Origin of the sequence: Comamonas sp. CMM02, from assembly GCF_014851485.1 — a bacterium.
GTDB classification, from domain to species: Bacteria; Pseudomonadota; Gammaproteobacteria; order Burkholderiales; family Burkholderiaceae_C; genus Comamonas; species Comamonas avium.
This window is the reverse complement of the sequence record NZ_JACUZW010000007.1, coordinates 1-16896: the sequence shown is the minus strand read 5'-3', so window position 1 is coordinate 16896 and position 16896 is coordinate 1. Positions and strand designations below refer to the sequence as shown.

The 16896-nt window shown below is 58.8% G+C and carries 15 protein-coding genes and 1 rRNA gene; 12 read left to right on the top strand and 4 right to left on the bottom strand.

Annotation, left to right across the window (positions count from 1 at the left end; genetic code table 11):
- Positions 1–26 precede the first annotated feature (26 nt).
- From IB213_RS17275 to IB213_RS17265, 3 genes are all read right to left on the bottom strand, one after another.
- Positions 27–980, bottom strand: coding sequence for a cation diffusion facilitator family transporter (locus IB213_RS17275; protein ID WP_192408073.1), 954 nt, complete (start codon positions 978–980; stop codon positions 27–29).
- A 125-nt stretch (positions 981–1105) separates the two neighbouring features.
- Complete coding sequence (locus tag IB213_RS17270; RefSeq protein WP_192408071.1) at positions 1106–2149, bottom strand: AraC family transcriptional regulator; 1044 nt, start codon at positions 2147–2149, stop codon at positions 1106–1108.
- 155 nt (positions 2150–2304) lie between these two features.
- Entirely contained in the window at positions 2305–4026 is a 1722-nt protein-coding gene (locus IB213_RS17265) for a Na+/H+ antiporter (RefSeq protein ID WP_191724262.1), read from the bottom strand.
- Between the two features lie 97 nt (positions 4027–4123).
- Between IB213_RS17265 and IB213_RS17260 the strand changes: the two genes are divergently transcribed.
- The 12 genes from IB213_RS17260 (at position 4124) to IB213_RS17205 (ending at position 16410) form a co-directional block, all read left to right on the top strand.
- The gene (locus tag IB213_RS17260) at positions 4124–5731 is read left to right on the top strand and encodes a carboxyl transferase domain-containing protein (protein WP_191724263.1); all 1608 of its coding nucleotides are present in this window, start codon (positions 4124–4126) and stop codon (positions 5729–5731) included.
- Positions 5732–5757: 26 nt separating this feature from the next.
- On the top strand, positions 5758–6540 hold the full coding sequence (locus IB213_RS17255; protein WP_192408069.1) for an enoyl-CoA hydratase/isomerase family protein: 783 nt from the start codon (positions 5758–5760) through the stop codon (positions 6538–6540).
- Positions 6541–6571: 31 nt separating this feature from the next.
- Entirely contained in the window at positions 6572–7345 is a 774-nt protein-coding gene (locus IB213_RS17250; protein WP_191724265.1) for a DUF4126 domain-containing protein, read from the top strand.
- A gap of 61 nt (positions 7346–7406) precedes the next feature.
- Complete coding sequence (locus IB213_RS17245; RefSeq protein WP_192408067.1) at positions 7407–9446, top strand: acetyl/propionyl/methylcrotonyl-CoA carboxylase subunit alpha; 2040 nt, start codon at positions 7407–7409, stop codon at positions 9444–9446.
- Between the two features lie 161 nt (positions 9447–9607).
- Positions 9608–10528, top strand: a complete 921-nt coding sequence (locus tag IB213_RS17240) for a glyoxylate/hydroxypyruvate reductase A (protein ID WP_192408065.1) — start codon at positions 9608–9610, stop codon at positions 10526–10528.
- 32 nt (positions 10529–10560) lie between these two features.
- Positions 10561–11490: a hydroxymethylglutaryl-CoA lyase gene (locus tag IB213_RS17235; RefSeq protein WP_192408063.1), complete on the top strand. Its 930-nt coding sequence runs from the start codon at positions 10561–10563 to the stop codon at positions 11488–11490.
- A gap of 1 nt (position 11491) precedes the next feature.
- Positions 11492–12004, top strand: a complete 513-nt coding sequence (locus IB213_RS17230) for a YbaK/EbsC family protein (RefSeq protein WP_191724269.1) — start codon at positions 11492–11494, stop codon at positions 12002–12004.
- Complete coding sequence (locus IB213_RS17225) at positions 12005–12265, top strand: DUF1289 domain-containing protein (RefSeq protein WP_318244933.1); 261 nt, start codon at positions 12005–12007, stop codon at positions 12263–12265.
- Between the two features lie 25 nt (positions 12266–12290).
- A complete protein-coding gene (locus tag IB213_RS17220; RefSeq protein ID WP_192408061.1) occupies positions 12291–12932 on the top strand; it encodes a DsbA family protein in 642 nt (213 codons plus the stop codon).
- Positions 12933–13138: 206 nt separating this feature from the next.
- A complete protein-coding gene (locus IB213_RS17215; protein ID WP_191724271.1) occupies positions 13139–14827 on the top strand; it encodes an MFS transporter in 1689 nt (562 codons plus the stop codon).
- A gap of 242 nt (positions 14828–15069) precedes the next feature.
- A complete protein-coding gene (locus IB213_RS17210; protein WP_192408053.1) occupies positions 15070–16131 on the top strand; it encodes a porin in 1062 nt (353 codons plus the stop codon).
- A gap of 141 nt (positions 16132–16272) precedes the next feature.
- Complete coding sequence (locus IB213_RS17205) at positions 16273–16410, top strand: hypothetical protein (protein ID WP_191724273.1); 138 nt, start codon at positions 16273–16275, stop codon at positions 16408–16410.
- A 185-nt stretch (positions 16411–16595) separates the two neighbouring features.
- Here the strand turns inward: IB213_RS17205 and rrf are convergent.
- Positions 16596–16708: ribosomal RNA gene (rrf, locus tag IB213_RS17200) — 5S ribosomal RNA — on the bottom strand.
- Between the last annotated feature and the right edge of the window lie 188 nt (positions 16709–16896).

Genomic DNA, 16896 nt, shown 5'->3' with positions numbered 1-16896 from the left:
GCAGCCCTTGCCGCGTTGGGGCTGGGTCAATCGGCAGCACTTTCCTGGCGCTCATACACGGTGTCTACGCCACGCGGCAGCAGCTCAATGCGGGCGCGCAGCCCGGGCACGCGGGCCATCAGCGCTGCCTCAGTGCGGTCGCGCCAGCGGGCAGCCAACGACAAGCTCCATGCCCCGGGCACGTGCAGGTGCAGGTCAACAAAGCTGCGCTCACCCGCCTGCCGGGTGGTAAGGCTGTCAAACACAATTTGCTCACCGGTTTCGGCCTGCGCCGCCGCCGCTTCCTGTGTCAGCACGGCTTCAATCGCTTGTAACTGCGCAGGTTCCACCGCTACATCCATCAACCCCTGCGAGGAATTCCACACCAGTTGCCCTCCGTGCCACAAAATATTCAGACCCACCAGCAAGCCCACAGCGGCATCCAGCCAGACCCAGCCTGTGACATGGGCCAGACCCAAACCCAGCACCACGCCCACCGAGGTGTAAACGTCAGTCATCAGGTGCTTGGCATCTCCCTGCAAAGCCATGGATCGGTGCACACGCGCACTGCGAAACATGAACCACGCCAGCCCACCATTGAGTACTGTGCTGACCATTGACAGGCCCAGCCCCCAGTCCAGACGCTCCAGCGGCTGAGGGTGCAGCCAGCGGTCAACGCTGGCCCAGATGATGGCAACGCTGGCCCCCACCACCAGCAAACCCTCAAAGCCTGCAGAAAAGTATTCGGCTTTGTGGTGGCCGTAAGGGTGTTCGTCATCGGCTGGGCGCTGGGCAATCGTGACCATGGCCAGCGCAAACATGGCACCCGCAAGATTCACAAATGACTCCAGCGCATCAGACAGCAAACCGACCGAACCGGTGAGCTGCCAGGCCATCATCTTGAGCACGATGGTGATCAGCGCTACCACCACAGAAATGCGCAGCAAGCTACGCGGTGTGAGCCAGTGGGAGAAAGCGCTGGCAGGGGCAACGTTGGGCATACAACCTCAAACAAATATTTTGAAAGCCTTGCAGACCTTTGGTGCTGGTGCAGCGGCTGCTACCAGCTATGGTTTTTTTTGGGGCCAATGCCTCCAGTGTGGCATAGCGCCGGCGGCCTTAGGCTTCAGCGCCGGCGCTGCGCCTGTCGATAAGCACCCGGGGCTTGCCCCGTCCACCCATGAAAAGCGCGGATAAAACTTTTCTCTCCTGCAAAACCGCAGGACTGGGCAATGCGCTTGATGGGCATGTCGCTGCGCTGCAGCAAATGCAGGGCACGGTGCTGGCGCACATCGTCTTTGAGCTGCTGCAGGCTGCTACCCTGCGCCTGCAACTGCCGGTGCAGGCTGCGCGGCGCGATGTGCAGCTGGGCGCAGACACTGGCCGCCGTATGCAGACACTGCGGGTGCGCGGCCAGCACTTGCCGCACCTGCTGCACCAAAGGTTGTGCAGGCTTGTAGGGGCGTACCTGCAGTGGCAAGGCACGCTGCAGCATGGTGTTGAGTGCCGCCTCATCGCGCACTACGGGCAGTTGCAGCCATTGCGCATCCAGCTCAATGCATGCCATTGGGGCAGCAAACTGCACCGGAGCCCCAAACAGCCGCCTATACACATCGGCATGTCCCGGGGCTGGGTACGGGAAACTGGCCTGGTGCACTGGCAGATGCTTGTCTACCAGCCAGCTGGCAAAGCCGTGCAGATTGCGCAGCACCGAAAGTACGCAAAACTCCCGCAAATCCCCCAGATCGCGCTCCTCACGCAGTGTGATGCGTGCCTGGCTGCCATCCACCAGCAGCTGCAGGGTGATGTCGGCAGCCAGCAGACCATGGTGGCGGCACCAGCGAGCTATCGCCAGCCCCAGCGACGGACTGCTGATGCTGGCCCGTGCCAGCAGTCCATAGCTGCCCCAGGGCAGACGACGGCTGAACCAGCCCAGCCCCTCGTCATCGAGCTCGCGCATTGCCGTGCCGCACAAATGCTCCATCTGCAGCGCGGTAATGCGCGCCTGCGGGTCTTGTAAAGCGGCTGGCGCAATCTGTGCCGCCTGCAAGGCGGCGTCCGGCACGATGCCGCGCTGTGCATATGCCTGTAATACCGCATGCACAAAGGCCATGGGCGTCACGGCGGGGTGGATACCGGCACTTTCCGGAATCAGCAAAGGGGTGCTCATATGGCAATTATTGCAACCTTTGCGACGCCTTCTGCCCCCTGACTTGCTCTAAGCTGGTGGCATAAAAAAGGCGGCAGGTTTTGCAACCTGCGCCCCATCCTCTGGAGACACCGCCGTTTATGTGCAGCGCCCCCGTCATGGCTACGCCCCCCGCCTCAGTGCTCCGCATCTGCGGCAGGGATACCTGCCGCTTTGCGCGACACGGCCAGACGCTTGCGCAGCGACACCTCCGACATGTCCAGCTCACTGACCATGCCACGCAAGGTTTCATCGTTGATGCGATGTGCCTGTCGCTCGGCATACAGCGTGTCACGCTCCACCTGAATGCAGTGCAGGCGCAGCTCCATCTCTTTCACATAGCGATGGCGGCGCTCATGCACCATTTCCGGTGTATCGCGCTGGGCCTCGGTGGAATTGGCGATGCCCGTGTCATCCAGCAAGTGAATGCGGTTGCGGTATTCCTGCGTGATGCGCCCCACCACCTCCTGGTACTGGGCCACCCATTGCTCGTCGTGCTGCTGCAAGTCTTCTTCGGTCATCGTCAGGCTGACAATCGCAGCCTTACACGCCGCCGTGCGCGCAAAGCGCTCTTCTTGCTGCGTTTCGGTGTCTTCATGCGCGGGCATGCAGCGCAAAATCAGGGGCAGGCTGATGGCACCCAGCACCAGCGTGAACAAGATCACGCCAGTGGCCAGAAAGATCAGCAAGTCACGCTCGGGAAACGGGGTGCCGTCACTCAGCGCTACAGGGATAGACAAGGCCGCAGCCAGCGTGACCGCACCGCGAATACCCGCCATGGTGGTGGCAAGATTGAGCAATTTGGAGGGGGCCTCGGCCATCTTTCCTTCTTGGTGCGCCTTGCGCAGTGCGCGCTGCACGCCAACGGTAATCCACAGCCAGCGCACAAACAGCAGCGCGAACGAAATGGCCGCCACATAGCCCAGAAGCGCCCACCATTCATGACCGGAATGCAAGATGGTCGTGCCCATGATGGAAGGCAGCTGCAAGCCCAGCAGCAAGAAGATGGCACCGTTGAAAGCGGATTCCACCATGCTCCAGGTGCCCTCGGTCTGCAACCGCTCCGAGATGAAGTTGGAGCGATCCAGATCGGCAAAATTGGTAGCAATACCCGCAGCCACTGCGGCCAAGATACCCGATACGCCAATCTTTTCGCCCACGATGTACGAGGCAAAGGGCAGCAGCACCAGCAGCAGCACCATCTGGGTTGCCGCCACATCACCCACCCGGCGGGTGATGGTGTCGCGGGCATAGCTGAAACCCCAGCCCATGGCAGCGCCCACGCCCAGGCCGCCCAGGGCCATCCACATAAAGTCCTTGGCAACATTGCTCCACGAAAACACCCCTGTGAGCACCGCCGCCACGGCGAACTTCACGGCCACCAGACCCGAGGCATCGTTGAGCAGCGACTCTCCTTCCAGCATGTGCATGGTCTTGTGCGGCATGCCCAGGTTACGCGTGATGGCCGATACGGCCACCGCATCGGTGGGCGAGACCACGGCTGCCAGTGCAAACGCCACCAGCAGCGGCATGCTGGGAATCATCCAGTGGATGAGGTAGCCCAGACCGAGTACCGTGAACAGCACCAGCACCAGTGCCAGCAGCAAGATGGGCTTGGCCAGAGCAAAGAATTCGCGCTTGGGAATGCGCCAGCCATCGGCAAACAGCAGCGGCGGAATGAAGAGCAGCATGAACAGCTCAGGATCAAACGCAATGTGCAAACCCTTTTGGGGCCAGGCGATCAGTGCGCCGATGGCAATCTGAATCAGGGGCAGCGGTATGGCTCGGACATAGCGCGCAGCGATGCCCGTAAGGGCACCCAGCATCAGCACGAGCAAGACGGTTTCAACAGTATGCATAGAACATTTTTGGGCGTGCACTCGCGCGCCAGTGTCAGACGGGCACAAAGACCATGGGTAAATATCGGGTAAACCCGAGGAAGCACCAGGAGACAGCATGAGTATTTTGACCAGCCAACTCAATCCGCGCTCGGCGGACTTTCAGTCCAACGCCCGCGCCATGCAGGCCGTTGTGGATGAATTGCGCGCACGTTGCACGCAGATTGCACAAGGCGGCGGTGAAGCCGCACGCGCCAAGCACCTGGCACGCGGCAAGCTGCTGCCGCGCGACCGCGTGCAGCAACTGCTGGACCCCGGCACACCATTTCTGGAACTGGCTCCGCTGGCTGCGCTGAACATGTACAGCAACGATGCTCCGGGTGCAGGCCTGATTGCGGGCATTGGCCGCGTCAGTGGCGTGGACTGCATGGTGGTGTGCAACGACGCCACCGTCAAAGGCGGCACCTACTACCCAATGACGGTCAAAAAACACCTGCGCGCCCAAGAGATTGCCCAGCAAAATCAGCTGCCGTGCATTTATCTGGTGGACTCCGGCGGCGCCAACCTGCCTAATCAGGATGATGTCTTTCCTGACCGTGACCACTTTGGTCGCATCTTCTTTAACCAGGCCAACATGAGTGCGCAAGGCATTGCGCAAATTGCCGTAGTGATGGGTTCGTGCACGGCGGGTGGTGCCTATGTTCCAGCCATGAGCGATGAATCCATCATCGTCAAAAACCAGGGCACCATCTTCTTGGGTGGCCCCCCGCTGGTGAAAGCAGCCACTGGCGAGGTCGTCAGTGCCGAAGACCTGGGCGGTGGTGATGTACATACGCGCCTGTCCGGCGTGGCCGACCATCTGGCAGAAAACGACGTGCATGCACTGGCACTGGCCCGCACTGCCGTGAAGAATTTGAACAAGAACAAGGCTGCCAACCCATCAGATCATGCTCCAGCAGCGCCACTATTTGACGCGCAAGAGCTGTACGGTGTCATCCCCACCGACACCCGCAAGCCGTTTGATGTGCGCGAGATCATCGCCCGCGTGGTTGACGGCAGCGTGTTTGACGAATTCAAGGCCCGTTTTGGCAGCACGCTGGTGTGCGGCTTTGCCCGTATCGAGGGCATGCAAGTGGGCATCATTGCCAACAACGGCATTCTGTTCAGCGAATCAGCCGTAAAGGGAGCGCACTTCATCGAGCTGTGCTGCCAGCGCAAGATTCCGCTGGTATTCCTGCAAAACATCACCGGCTTCATGGTGGGCCGCAAGTACGAAAACGAAGGCATTGCACGCCACGGCGCCAAGCTGGTGACGGCGGTGGCGACTGCGGCGGTGCCCAAGTTCACCGTCATCATTGGTGGCAGCTTTGGCGCAGGCAACTACGGTATGTGTGGCCGCGCCTTCAGCCCACGCTTTCTGTGGATGTGGCCCAACGCACGCATCAGCGTGATGGGTGGCGAGCAGGCCGCCAGCGTGCTGGCTACTGTGAAACGTGACGGCATTGAAGCCAAAGGCGGTCAGTGGTCAGCCGCTGAAGAAGAAGCCTTCAAAGCCCCTATCCGCCAGCAGTACGAAGATCAGGGCCACCCCTACTTTGCCAGCGCCCGCCTGTGGGACGACGGCGTGATCGACCCTGCCGATACTCGCCGCGTGCTGGCGCTGGGGTTGTCTGCCAGCCGCAATGCGCCTATCGATGACACGCGTTTTGGCGTGTTCCGCATGTAATAGACCTCAGCCACCAGGAGCAAGCCATGACCCGCCCCGTCACCCTGACCATCAACGCTGGCGCTGCCACTATCACGCTGAGCCAGCCTGAAATTCGCAATGCGTTCAGCGACGAAGTGATTGCCGAAATCACCGCCGCCTTTGAAACCGTGGCCCAGCATGCTGATGTGCGCGCCGTGATACTGGCCGCTGAAGGCCCGGCCTTTTGTGCTGGAGCCAACCTCAACTGGATGCGCCGCATGGCGGATTACAGCCGCGAAGAAAACGTAGTGGACGCCGGCAAGCTGGCCGCCATGATGCACACCATCTACACCTGCCCCCACCCCACGATTGCCCGCGTGCAAGGCGATGTGTATGCCGGCGGCATGGGTCTGGTGGCCGCGTGCGACATGGCTGTGGCGGTTGAGACAGCCCAGTTCTGCCTGAGCGAAGTGAAGATTGGCCTGATCCCAGCCACCATCGCCCCCTATGTGTTGCGTGCCATGGGCCCGCGTGCCGGGCACCGCTACTTTTTGACCGGCGAGCGCTTTGACGCCGCCGAGGCGCTGCGCATGGGCTTTGTACATGAGGTGGTAGGCGCAGACGAGCTGGACCACGCGGTGGACAGCCTGCTCAAAAACCTGCTGCAAGCCGGGCCAGCCGCTGTGCGGGCCTGCAAGCAGCTGGTGCTGGAGACAGCAGAGCGCGAGATCACCCCCCAGCTCACACGCCAGACCGTTGAGAGCATTGCCGACATCCGCGCCAGCAATGAAGGCAAAGAGGGTGTGCAAGCTTTTCTGGGCAAACGCAAGCCGGCCTGGTTATCGTGAAAGCGTTCTAACTGCCTGAGAGCACCACCCCATGAACAACGTCTGGGACTCCATCCTCCAATGGCTGCACAGCGTGGGCCTGCACCCCAACCGCGAAGCCGTAGAGCAAGCGGGCACGGCAGTGCTCAACAGCGCCAGCGACGTGGCAACCACCGTTGGCCAGGCGGCCAGTGGCATGGATGTGGCCAGCCTGCTGGCCTTGGCAGCGGCCTTGGGCTGGGCCAGTGGCTTTCGCCTCTATGTGGTGGTGTTCGTCGTTGGCATGCTGGGTGCAACGGGGTGGATGGTGTTGCCCGGTGGCCTGCATGTGCTGGAGCATCCGCTGATGCTGGTGGCCAGTGGCGGCATGTTGTTTGTGGAGTTTTTCGCCGACAAGATACCGGGCGTAGATTCGCTGTGGGACTTGCTGCAAAGCGTGCTGCGCGTACCCGCCGGTGCGGCGCTGGCCGCTGGCGTATTTGGCGCCGACAACGCCACCATGGCCACCTTCGCCGCACTGATGGGCGGCACGCTGGCTGCTACCAGCCAGGCGGCCAAGACCACCACCCGCGCCCTTATCAACACCAGCCCCGAACCCTTCAGCAACGTAGGCGCCAGCTTGGCAGAAGACACCGCAGCTGTCGGCGCGGTGTGGCTGGCGCTGACCAGCCCTGCGGTGTTCGCCGTGCTGCTGGTGGTGACCGTCATTGCCATGTGGATCGTCACTTGGTTGCTGTGGCGCTTTCTCAAAGCTGCCATTCGCAGGCTCAAAGCTTGGATGGGATCGAACGATTCGCCCCCACCTCCTGCCCTTCCCAAAACATAGCTACTAGCGCTTTTTTACATCAGCGTTAGAGGTCAAAAATACAGATACACGGAGACAAAGCATGTTTAAAAAGATTCTGATTGCCAATCGCGGTGAAATCGCCTGCCGGGTTGCCGCAACGGCACGCCGTCTGGGTATCCAGACCGTAGCGGTGTATTCCGACGCCGATGCCCAGGCCAAACACGTTGCAGCCTGCGACGAGGCCGTGCACATTGGCGGCAGTGCGCCCAAAGACAGCTATTTGCGCTGGGAGCGCATTTTGCAGGCGGCCCAGCAAACCGGCGCACAGGCCATTCACCCCGGTTATGGCTTTCTGAGCGAAAACGAAGACTTTGCCAACGCCTGCCAGGCCGCAGGGCTGGTGTTCATTGGCCCTCCAGCCAGCGCCATTCGCGCCATGGGTCTGAAGGCCGAATCCAAGCAATTGATGGAAAAAGCCGGCGTGCCACTGGTGCCCGGCTACCACGGAGCCGATCAGGATCCTGCCCTGCTGCAACGTGAGGCCGACCGCATGGGTTACCCGGTGCTGATCAAGGCCAGCGCTGGTGGCGGTGGCAAGGGCATGCGACTGGTCGAGCACAGTCAGGACTTTGCCGCAGCCTTGGCCAGTTGCCAGCGCGAAGCCATCAACAGTTTCGGCAACGACGCGGTGCTGGTGGAAAAGTACGTGCTGCGCCCACGCCACATCGAAATTCAGGTGTTTGGCGACACCCAGGGCAACTGCGTGTACCTGTTTGAGCGCGATTGCTCAGTACAGCGCCGCCACCAGAAAGTACTGGAAGAAGCCCCCGCCCCCGGCATGACCGCAGCGCTGCGCCAGAAAATGGGCAACGCTGCAGTGGCCGCAGCCAAGGCCGTGAACTATGTGGGCGCAGGCACGGTGGAATTCATCGTTGAGCAGCCCGGCGGCTACGACCAGCCCGATGCCATGCAGTTTTATTTCATGGAGATGAACACGCGGCTGCAGGTAGAACACCCCGTGACCGAAGCCATCACTGGCGAAGACCTGGTGGAGTGGCAATTGCGCGTGGCCGCAGGGCAAGCCCTGCCCAAGCAGCAGTCCGAGCTGAAAATCATCGGCCACGCCATCGAGGCGCGGATTTGTGCCGAAAACCCGGACAACGGTTTCTTGCCCGCTACCGGCACGCTGCAGGTGTACCGCAAGCCGGCGTGCAGCAGTTTTTCCATCAGCGATGTGCGCGTGGACGATGGTGTGCGCGAAGGCGATGCCATCAGCCCGTTTTACGACAGCATGATTGCCAAGCTCATCGTGCGCGGCGACACCCGTGAGCAGGCACTGGCACGACTGGACACTGCACTGGCACACACGCAGATCGTGGGTCTGGCCACCAACGTGCAGTTTTTGCGCCATGTCGTCAAGAGCAACGCTTTTGCGCAGGCCAAGCTGGACACGGCCTTGATCGAGCGCGAGAAAGCCGCCTTGTTCGATCAGACCGCCTTGCCGCTGCCACTGGCTGCAGCAGTGGCCGTGGCACACCAGTTGCAGGCTGAACAAGCGCTGCAAGGCCATGACCCGTTCAGCCGCCGCGATGGCTGGCAGTCGCACGCCACCGTGCAGCGCGGCTTTGAATGGTTGCATGGCAGCGCCACCGTGTCTGCGGTACTGACGTATGGCCGCCACGGCGCATTGCAACTACAGGTGACTGAGGGCGGCAACACCACCCGAGGTGATTTGCAGTGGCGCGCGGCCACTGACAATGCCTGCGGCGGATTGCAAGTCATGTTTGCCGATGAGCGAACCAGCGCACACGTACATGTAGCGGGCGACGCACGCCACATCTTTACGCCCCGTGGCGCGGTAATGCTGGAGCTGCAAGACCCGCTGGCCCACGCCGGCGAAGGCCACAGCGAAGGCGGTCGCCTGACAGCGCCCATGCCTGGCAAGGTGGTGTCGTTTGCCGTGCAGGCTGGCGACACGGTCACCAAGGGCCAGCCTCTGGCTGTGATGGAAGCCATGAAGATGGAGCACACCATTGCCGCCCCAGCCGATGGTGTGGTGCAAGAGCTGCTGTACGCCCCTGGCGACCAAGTCACCGAAGGAGCGGAGCTGATCCGCATTGAAGCCACCGCAGCCGCCTGAGAGTCCTTAAAAAAATGAGAGCTTCTGGCGCTTGATGACAGCCATCTTCAAATACAAATACATCTGAAATGCTTGAAACAGAAGCGCTAGCAGCTCCTTTTTTTGAAAACCATAACCAGCATGACAGACGGCGAGCGCACCAGCCTGTACCCTCAGCGGCCATGAAAGTCACTTTTTGCTGCACGGGCACCAAGGCCGAACCTTGGTTGGAGGGACTGCGTACGGCCTTGCCGCATGCAGAGGTTGACGTTTGGGCGCCCGGCGCACCACAGGCAGATTACGCCGTGGTCTGGGCACCGCCCCAGCAATTCATGGATGAACAGCCGGGCCTCAAAGGCCTGTTCAACATCGGTGCCGGGGTGGATGGACTGCTCAAACTGCAGCTACCTGCCCATGCCAAGGTGGTGCGGTTAGACGATGCCGGCATGTCGGTTCAGATGGCTGAGTATGTGACGCAAGCGGTCATTCGCCATTTCCGCGAACTGGATGGCTATGAGGCAGATATGAAAGCGGGCAACTGGGCCTTTCGCAAGCCCCAGATGCGTGCTGACTTTCCCGTCGGCGTAATGGGTCTGGGTGTGCTGGGCGAGCGCGTGGCCAAGGCACTGGGCGTGTTTGAGTTTCCCGTGCGCGGCTGGAGCCGTTCGGCCAAGCAGATCGATGGCGTGCACACCTTCAGCGGCGAAGCGGGCTTTACCGAGTTTTTGCGTGGCACACGTATTTTGGTCAATCTGCTGCCCCTGACACCAGACACCGAAAATGTCATCAATCGCAGCACGCTGCAGCAACTGATGCCCGGGGCCTACGTCATCAACGTAGCGCGCGGCGCGCATTTGGTCGATGCAGACCTGATCGCTCTGATTGAAGAAGGCCACGTGGCGGGCGCTCTGCTGGATGTGTTCCGCCAGGAACCCTTGCCTGCCGACCACGCTTTCTGGAAGGTGCCGCAAATCACCATGACCCCGCACACCTCTGCCCGCACCCTGCGCGAAGAAAGCATTGCGCAAATTGTGGGCAAAGTGGCTGCCATGAGCCGTGGCGAAACCGTGCAGGGCATGGTCGATACCCAACGCGGCTATTGATCACTTTTTTGCATACCCAGGAGGAAACACACATGTCCTACCCCACCCGCGTCAAACTGGTTGAAGTGGGCCCCCGCGACGGTCTGCAAAATGAAAAGCAGCCCGTATCTGCGGCGGTCAAGATTGAGCTGGTGCACCGCCTGCAAGAAGCTGGGCACAAAGAGATTGAAGTGACCAGCTTTGTCTCGCCCAAATGGGTGCCTCAGATGGCAGACAACGCCGAGGTCATGGCAGGCATCACACGCCGTGCGGATGTGCGCTATTCGGTACTGACGCCCAACATGAAAGGCTTTGAAGCTGCGCTGCTGTCCCGACCCGATGAAATCGTGGTGTTTGGCGCTGCCAGCGAGGCATTCAGTCAAAAAAACATCAACTGCTCTATCGCTGAAAGCATTGAACGCTTTGCGCCAGTGGTAGCCGCTGCCCGTGCTGCAGGCATTTATGTGCGTGGCGCCATGAGCTGCACGGTAGGCTGCCCTTACGAAGGCGATGTCGCCCCCGCACAAGTGGGCTATCTGGCCAAGCTCATGAAAGACATCGGTGTGCAGCATATTGGCGTGGCAGACACCATTGGCGTGGGCACCCCCATCAAGGTGCGCAAAGCCCTGGAAGCCACTTTGCAGCACTTTGATATCAATGACGTGTCAGGCCATTTCCACGACACCTATGGCCAGGCTGTTGCCAATACCCTGGCAGCACTGGCCATGGGTGTCTGGCAGTTTGATACTGCCGTGGCAGGTTTGGGTGGCTGCCCGTACGCCAAGGGTGCCACAGGGAACGTTGCTACTGAAGATGTGGTCTACATGCTGCATGGCATGGGTATCGAAACCGGAGTGGATTTAGACAAGCTGGTAGATGCCGGCGAGTTCATCAGCCAGGCACTGGGCCGCCCGACCCAGTCACGTGTCGCCAAGGCCTTGCTGGCCAAGCGCACCAGTGCTGCGGTGTGCGAGACCGTTTGATATGTGCGGCTCTGAAGTGCATCCTTTGCCTGACAGTGTGCAACGCGTTGCGTATTTTCTGCAGACGGCCAGCCACCCTCACAGCCCTCGGATGCTCAATGGCGCGGCACGTACCGCCCAGGAGGCGGCAGACCAGCTGGGCATTTTGGTTGGGCAAGTGGCCAAAAGCGTCATCTTCAAACGCAAGGAAGATGGGGCCCACGTACTGGTCATCGCCGCAGGTGATCGCCGTGTGGACGAAAAGAAGCTGGCAGCCTTGATCGGAAAGATTGGTCGTGCAGACGCCGAGTTTGTGAAAGCACGAACAGGTTTTTCGATTGGCGGCGTCAGTCCTGTCGCGCACCTGCACCCACCCTTAACCTTGATTGACAGCACATTGGAGCGTTTTGATGTGCTGTGGGCTGCTGCGGGCCACCCCCATGCCGTATTCGCGCTCAGCTTGCAGGATCTGCAATCACTGACCCAAGCGCCCATCGTCGATATCGTGCAACCCCCTGTGGTGGAGTCTGTATAAGTGTCCCATGCCATCCCCCCTGCGCCCAAAGCATTGCTGCGCAAGCTACGCACGGTCGAGTTGAACCGCCTGCTTGCACCCGATGCAACGGTTGCACCACCGTCGCCCTGCGTCTCTGTGTGCCGCATGGACGCTGCACGGCAGTATTGCGAAGGTTGCCTGCGCACGCTTGAAGAGCTGCGCGCCTGGGGCAGCAGTGACGCCAGCGCCCAGCGCCAGATCTGGCTGAAGATCAAAGAGCGTTGTTATCCAACCGTCTGAACCATTACCCGAGAGGAATGCCGACATGCACCACATCACCATGTACTTGGATTTTGTGTCGCCCTATGCCTGGCTGGCTTTTCAGCAGTTGCCACAGACCCTGGCGGGTGTGAGCTACCGGGTGGAGTATCGGCCTGTACTGTTGGCAGCCTTACTGCAGCAACACGGTAATCCAGGCCCCGTAGGAATTCCAGCAAAGCGTGTATGGACCTACCGCCATGCAACATGGCTGGGCCAGCAGATGGGCATTGCCCTGCAAATGCCTGCTGCACACCCATTCAATCCCCTGCCCTTGCTGCGTTTAGCACTGCAAACCAGCACCGATGGCAGCACCAACCGTTTTGTTACTGAAACCATCTTTCGCCATGTCTGGGAAGGTGGCAACGATGCCATCGCCACTGCACGCTTGCAACAACTGCAAGCGCAGCTTCAAGCGCAATTGCCCCCAACCCCAGAGGCGGTAGAACAAGCCAAACTCTGGCTGCGCAGCAATACCGAAAAAGCCTCCGAACTGGGCCTCTTTGGGGTCCCCGCATTCGAGGTGAAAGGCCAGATTTTTTGGGGCTTGGACAGCTTGCCCATGCTGCGCGATTTTTTAAGCGGCAGCCCCTGGTTTCAATCCGAGGCATGGGAAAACGCCAACACCATTTCCTCGGGTTTGGCCTGATTTCAGATCCGGCCATTGCTTCTAGGCAATTTACCGTTTGCCACATGGCGAAATGGCAAGCGCGGGTTAGACCTGAAATTGTCAGAGCCGCGTCAGTTTGACGCAAGCCCATGTTGGATTCGCGTCAGAAGCCGGTCAGTACTGACTCCAAAAATGTGATTGCCCGCACATAGCGGCTCACATAAACACATTCAGGAGACAACAACATGGCCATCAACGCTGCAAACGGCGTAGGACCGAAGGGCGCAGCCGCCCACCGGCCCATGACGCCAGAAGAACGCAAAGTGATCTTTGCTTCATCCCTCGGCACCGTGTTCGAGTGGTATGACTTCTACCTCTACGGCTCGCTCGCAGCCATTATTGCCAAGCAGTTCTTCAGCGGTTTGGATGCAGGCTCCGCCTTCATTTTTGCGCTGCTGGCATTTGCAGCAGGCTTTATCGTTCGTCCCTTTGGTGCGCTGGTGTTCGGCCGCCTGGGTGACATGATTGGTCGCAAGTACACCTTCTTGGTGACCATCCTGATCATGGGTATCTCCACGTTCATCGTGGGCATCTTGCCAACATACGCCAGCATTGGCGTTGCAGCTCCGGTGATTCTGATTGCCCTGCGCATGCTGCAAGGTTTGGCGCTCGGTGGTGAGTACGGCGGTGCTGCCACCTATGTGGCAGAGCACGCCCCTCAAGGCAAGCGCGGCGCCTACACATCGTGGATCCAAACCACAGCAACCTTGGGTCTATTCCTGTCGCTGCTGGTAATTTTGGGTGTACGCACTGGCCTGGGCGAAGAAAAGTTTGTTGACTGGGGCTGGCGCATTCCTTTCCTGGTCTCCATCTTGCTGCTGGCGATTTCGGTATGGATCCGCATGACCTTGCATGAGTCCCCAGCCTTCCAGAAGATGAAGGCCGAGGGCAAGACCTCCAAGGCTCCTCTGACCGAATCTTTCGGCCAATGGAAAAACCTGAAGATTGTGCTGCTGGCTTTGGTCGGTCTGACGGCTGGTCAAGCCGTGGTCTGGTACACCGGTCAGTTCTACGCGCTGTTCTTCCTGACACAGCAACTGAAAGTAGACGCAGTCACAGCCAACCTGATGATTGCAGCAGCTCTGCTGTTGGGCACGCCTTTCTTCGTAGTCTTCGGTACCCTGTCTGACAAAATTGGCCGCAAGCCCATCATCATGCTGGGCTGCGCGTTGGCTGTATTCACCTACTTCCCTGTGTTCAAGGCGCTGACCCACGCAGCCAACCCTGACCTGGCGGCTGCGCAAGTGAACTCGCACGTTGTGATCATTGCCAACCCTGCTGAATGCTCGTTCCAGTTCAACCCCACTGGCACAGCCAAATTCACCAGCTCTTGCGATGTGGCCAAGCAAGCCCTGGCAAGCCGTTCTGTGTCGTATGACGCTGAAGATGCACCGGCAGGCAGCACTGCGGTCGTCAAGGTTGGTGATGTCACCATTCCAAGCTACAGCATCGTCGGTTTGAGCCCTGACGAAGTCAAAGCCAAGAGCGCCGAATTCAGCAAAGCCGTCTCTGAAACCCTCAAAGCTGCTGGCTACCCAGACAAGGCCGACCCTGCCAAGATGAACAAGCCGCTGATGATCGGCATCTTGTTCTACCTGGTACTGCTGGTCACCATGGTCTACGGTCCCATCGCTGCCATCCTGGTGGAGATGTTCCCCACTCGCATCCGCTACACATCCATGAGCATGCCCTACCACATTGGTAATGGCTGGTTTGGTGGTTTGTTGCCGACTATGTCGTTTGCCATCGTTGCTCAGACCGGCAATATGTACAACGGCTTGTGGTACCCCATCATCATCGCCGGCGTGACCGTCGTCGTTGGCACACTCTTCTTGCGTGACACCAAGGATGTAGACATCTACGCTGACGACTAATCAGTCACCTCATAAGCCAAACCTTTTTGGTGCGCCCCGCTCTTTAGCGGGGCGTTTTATTGATAGCACTGAATCTTGATGGTGCATGCCAAGCAGCTTTGTTGTTGCAATGCGTCACATGTCATCAAATATTCACTTGAATTACCCCTATCAGGTCGCACAAAACTAGAATTTGTCTAGCCCGGTGAATGTGTCTAACACCCAAGTTACTGGCTACCTTCAAACCCACCCAAGGAAATAACATGACGAAGACAACTCGCCTGATGTTGGCCGTTCTGGCCGTCTGCGGCACATCGGCCGCTCTGGCCCAAAGCAGCGTAAACGTGTATGGCCGTATCAACACCACTGTTGAGCACCAAAAAATTGGTGACGAAAGCAAGTCGGTCATGAACAGCAATTCCTCGTACATCGGCTTCCGCGGCACTGAGGATCTTGGCAACGGTTTGAAGGCAGGCTTCCAACTGGAAGGCAACTTCGGTTCCGACGATGGCACAGGCAGCACTGGCGCAGGCATCAACTTCCAACGCCATTCCGAAATCAATCTGTCCGGCAACTTCGGTACCGTGCGTTTGGGCAAGTTCAACGTTGGCTCTTATTTGGCCACCGCAGACTACATCAGCATGCACAACCATGACACCGGTACTTCGGCTGATGCGCTGTATGCCTATGTCTTCCCTGAAGGCAACCAAATCTCTTACCGCTCGCCTGAATTCGGTGGCATGACTGCAGAATTCAACTACGGCTTTGGTGAAAAAGCTAACCGCAATACAGCCTTGCCTGGCGATGGCACAAACACGCTCGCAGTGGCAGGCGAACACAAAGGCGCTTTTGATGCATCTTTGAACTACAACAACGGCCCCTTGGGTCTGGGATTGGGCTACACCCGTGCCAAGACTGACGGTGCCTTTGATGTGAAAGAGCAGCAACTGGGTCTGCGTGCCAGCTACTCCATCAATGCTCTGACACTGGGCGCTTACTACCAGTACTACAAGGCTGATGCATCTGCTACCGGCATCAACTTGGACACCAAGCGCCACGCTTACCGTCTGGCTGCAATGTACACCCTGGGTGCTTCTGAATTCCACGCCAACGTTGGTCGTGCACAAGCTTACAAGGGCGATCTGTCTGGTGCCAAAACATCTGCTACCCAGTGGACACTGGGCTACAACTACAACCTGAGCAAGCGCACCAAGGTGTACGGCTACTTCACCAAAATCAACAATGGTGATGATGCTGCTTATGGCGTGCCCACTGCCGGCGACAACTTCCGCTCTATCGCAGTGGGTGTTCGCCACCTGTTCTAAGCGAGCGTAAGCTCTCTGCAATGCCTGCTTGGTTTAATTCAAGCAGGGCTTGCTCCAAGGTTTAAGCCTCAACTCTTTCGAGTTGGGGCTTTTTTTATGGCCTGCTCGCAAATTTTTAAATACGATATTTAGGAGACTGATATGTGGAAAATTGCTGTAGGTTTCGCCATTTTTGCGGCCATTTCTCTTTATATGATCATGCAATTTGGCGACCAAGTAGATATGAGCGGTGAGAAACATGGCGCAGATGCCATTCATGCACCCGCAGAAACCAAATAAAAAAGAGCGCTCTACGCGTTCCTGCATTTAGTTTTAGATAGATAACTATCTGAACTTCAATAAGAGCGCACGCAGTGCGCTCTTATTTCTTGTGATTTTGCTTTTGAGCACTAAGTACGCTTTCCCTCACCGCTAAAACAAAAACCCCTGCCTCTTGCCAAGGTCAGGGGTTTGTCACGGTAAGGGCCTGACGATGACCTGCTTTCACACGGGAGTCCGCACTATCATCGGCGCAAAGTCGTTTCACGGTCCTGTTCGGGATGGGAAGGCGTGGGACCAACTTGCTATGGTCATCAGGCATAACTGTCTGCCAAGCAGCAACACTTCGGTGCTGCCCAGCTAAAAATTGTGCTTTTACTAAAAACAAAACCCCCTGCCTCTTTCAAGGTCAGGGGGTGTTGCAGCTGTAAGAGCCTAGCGATGACCTACTTTCACACGGGAACCCGCACTATCATCGGCGCAAAGTCGTTTCACTGTCCTGTTCGG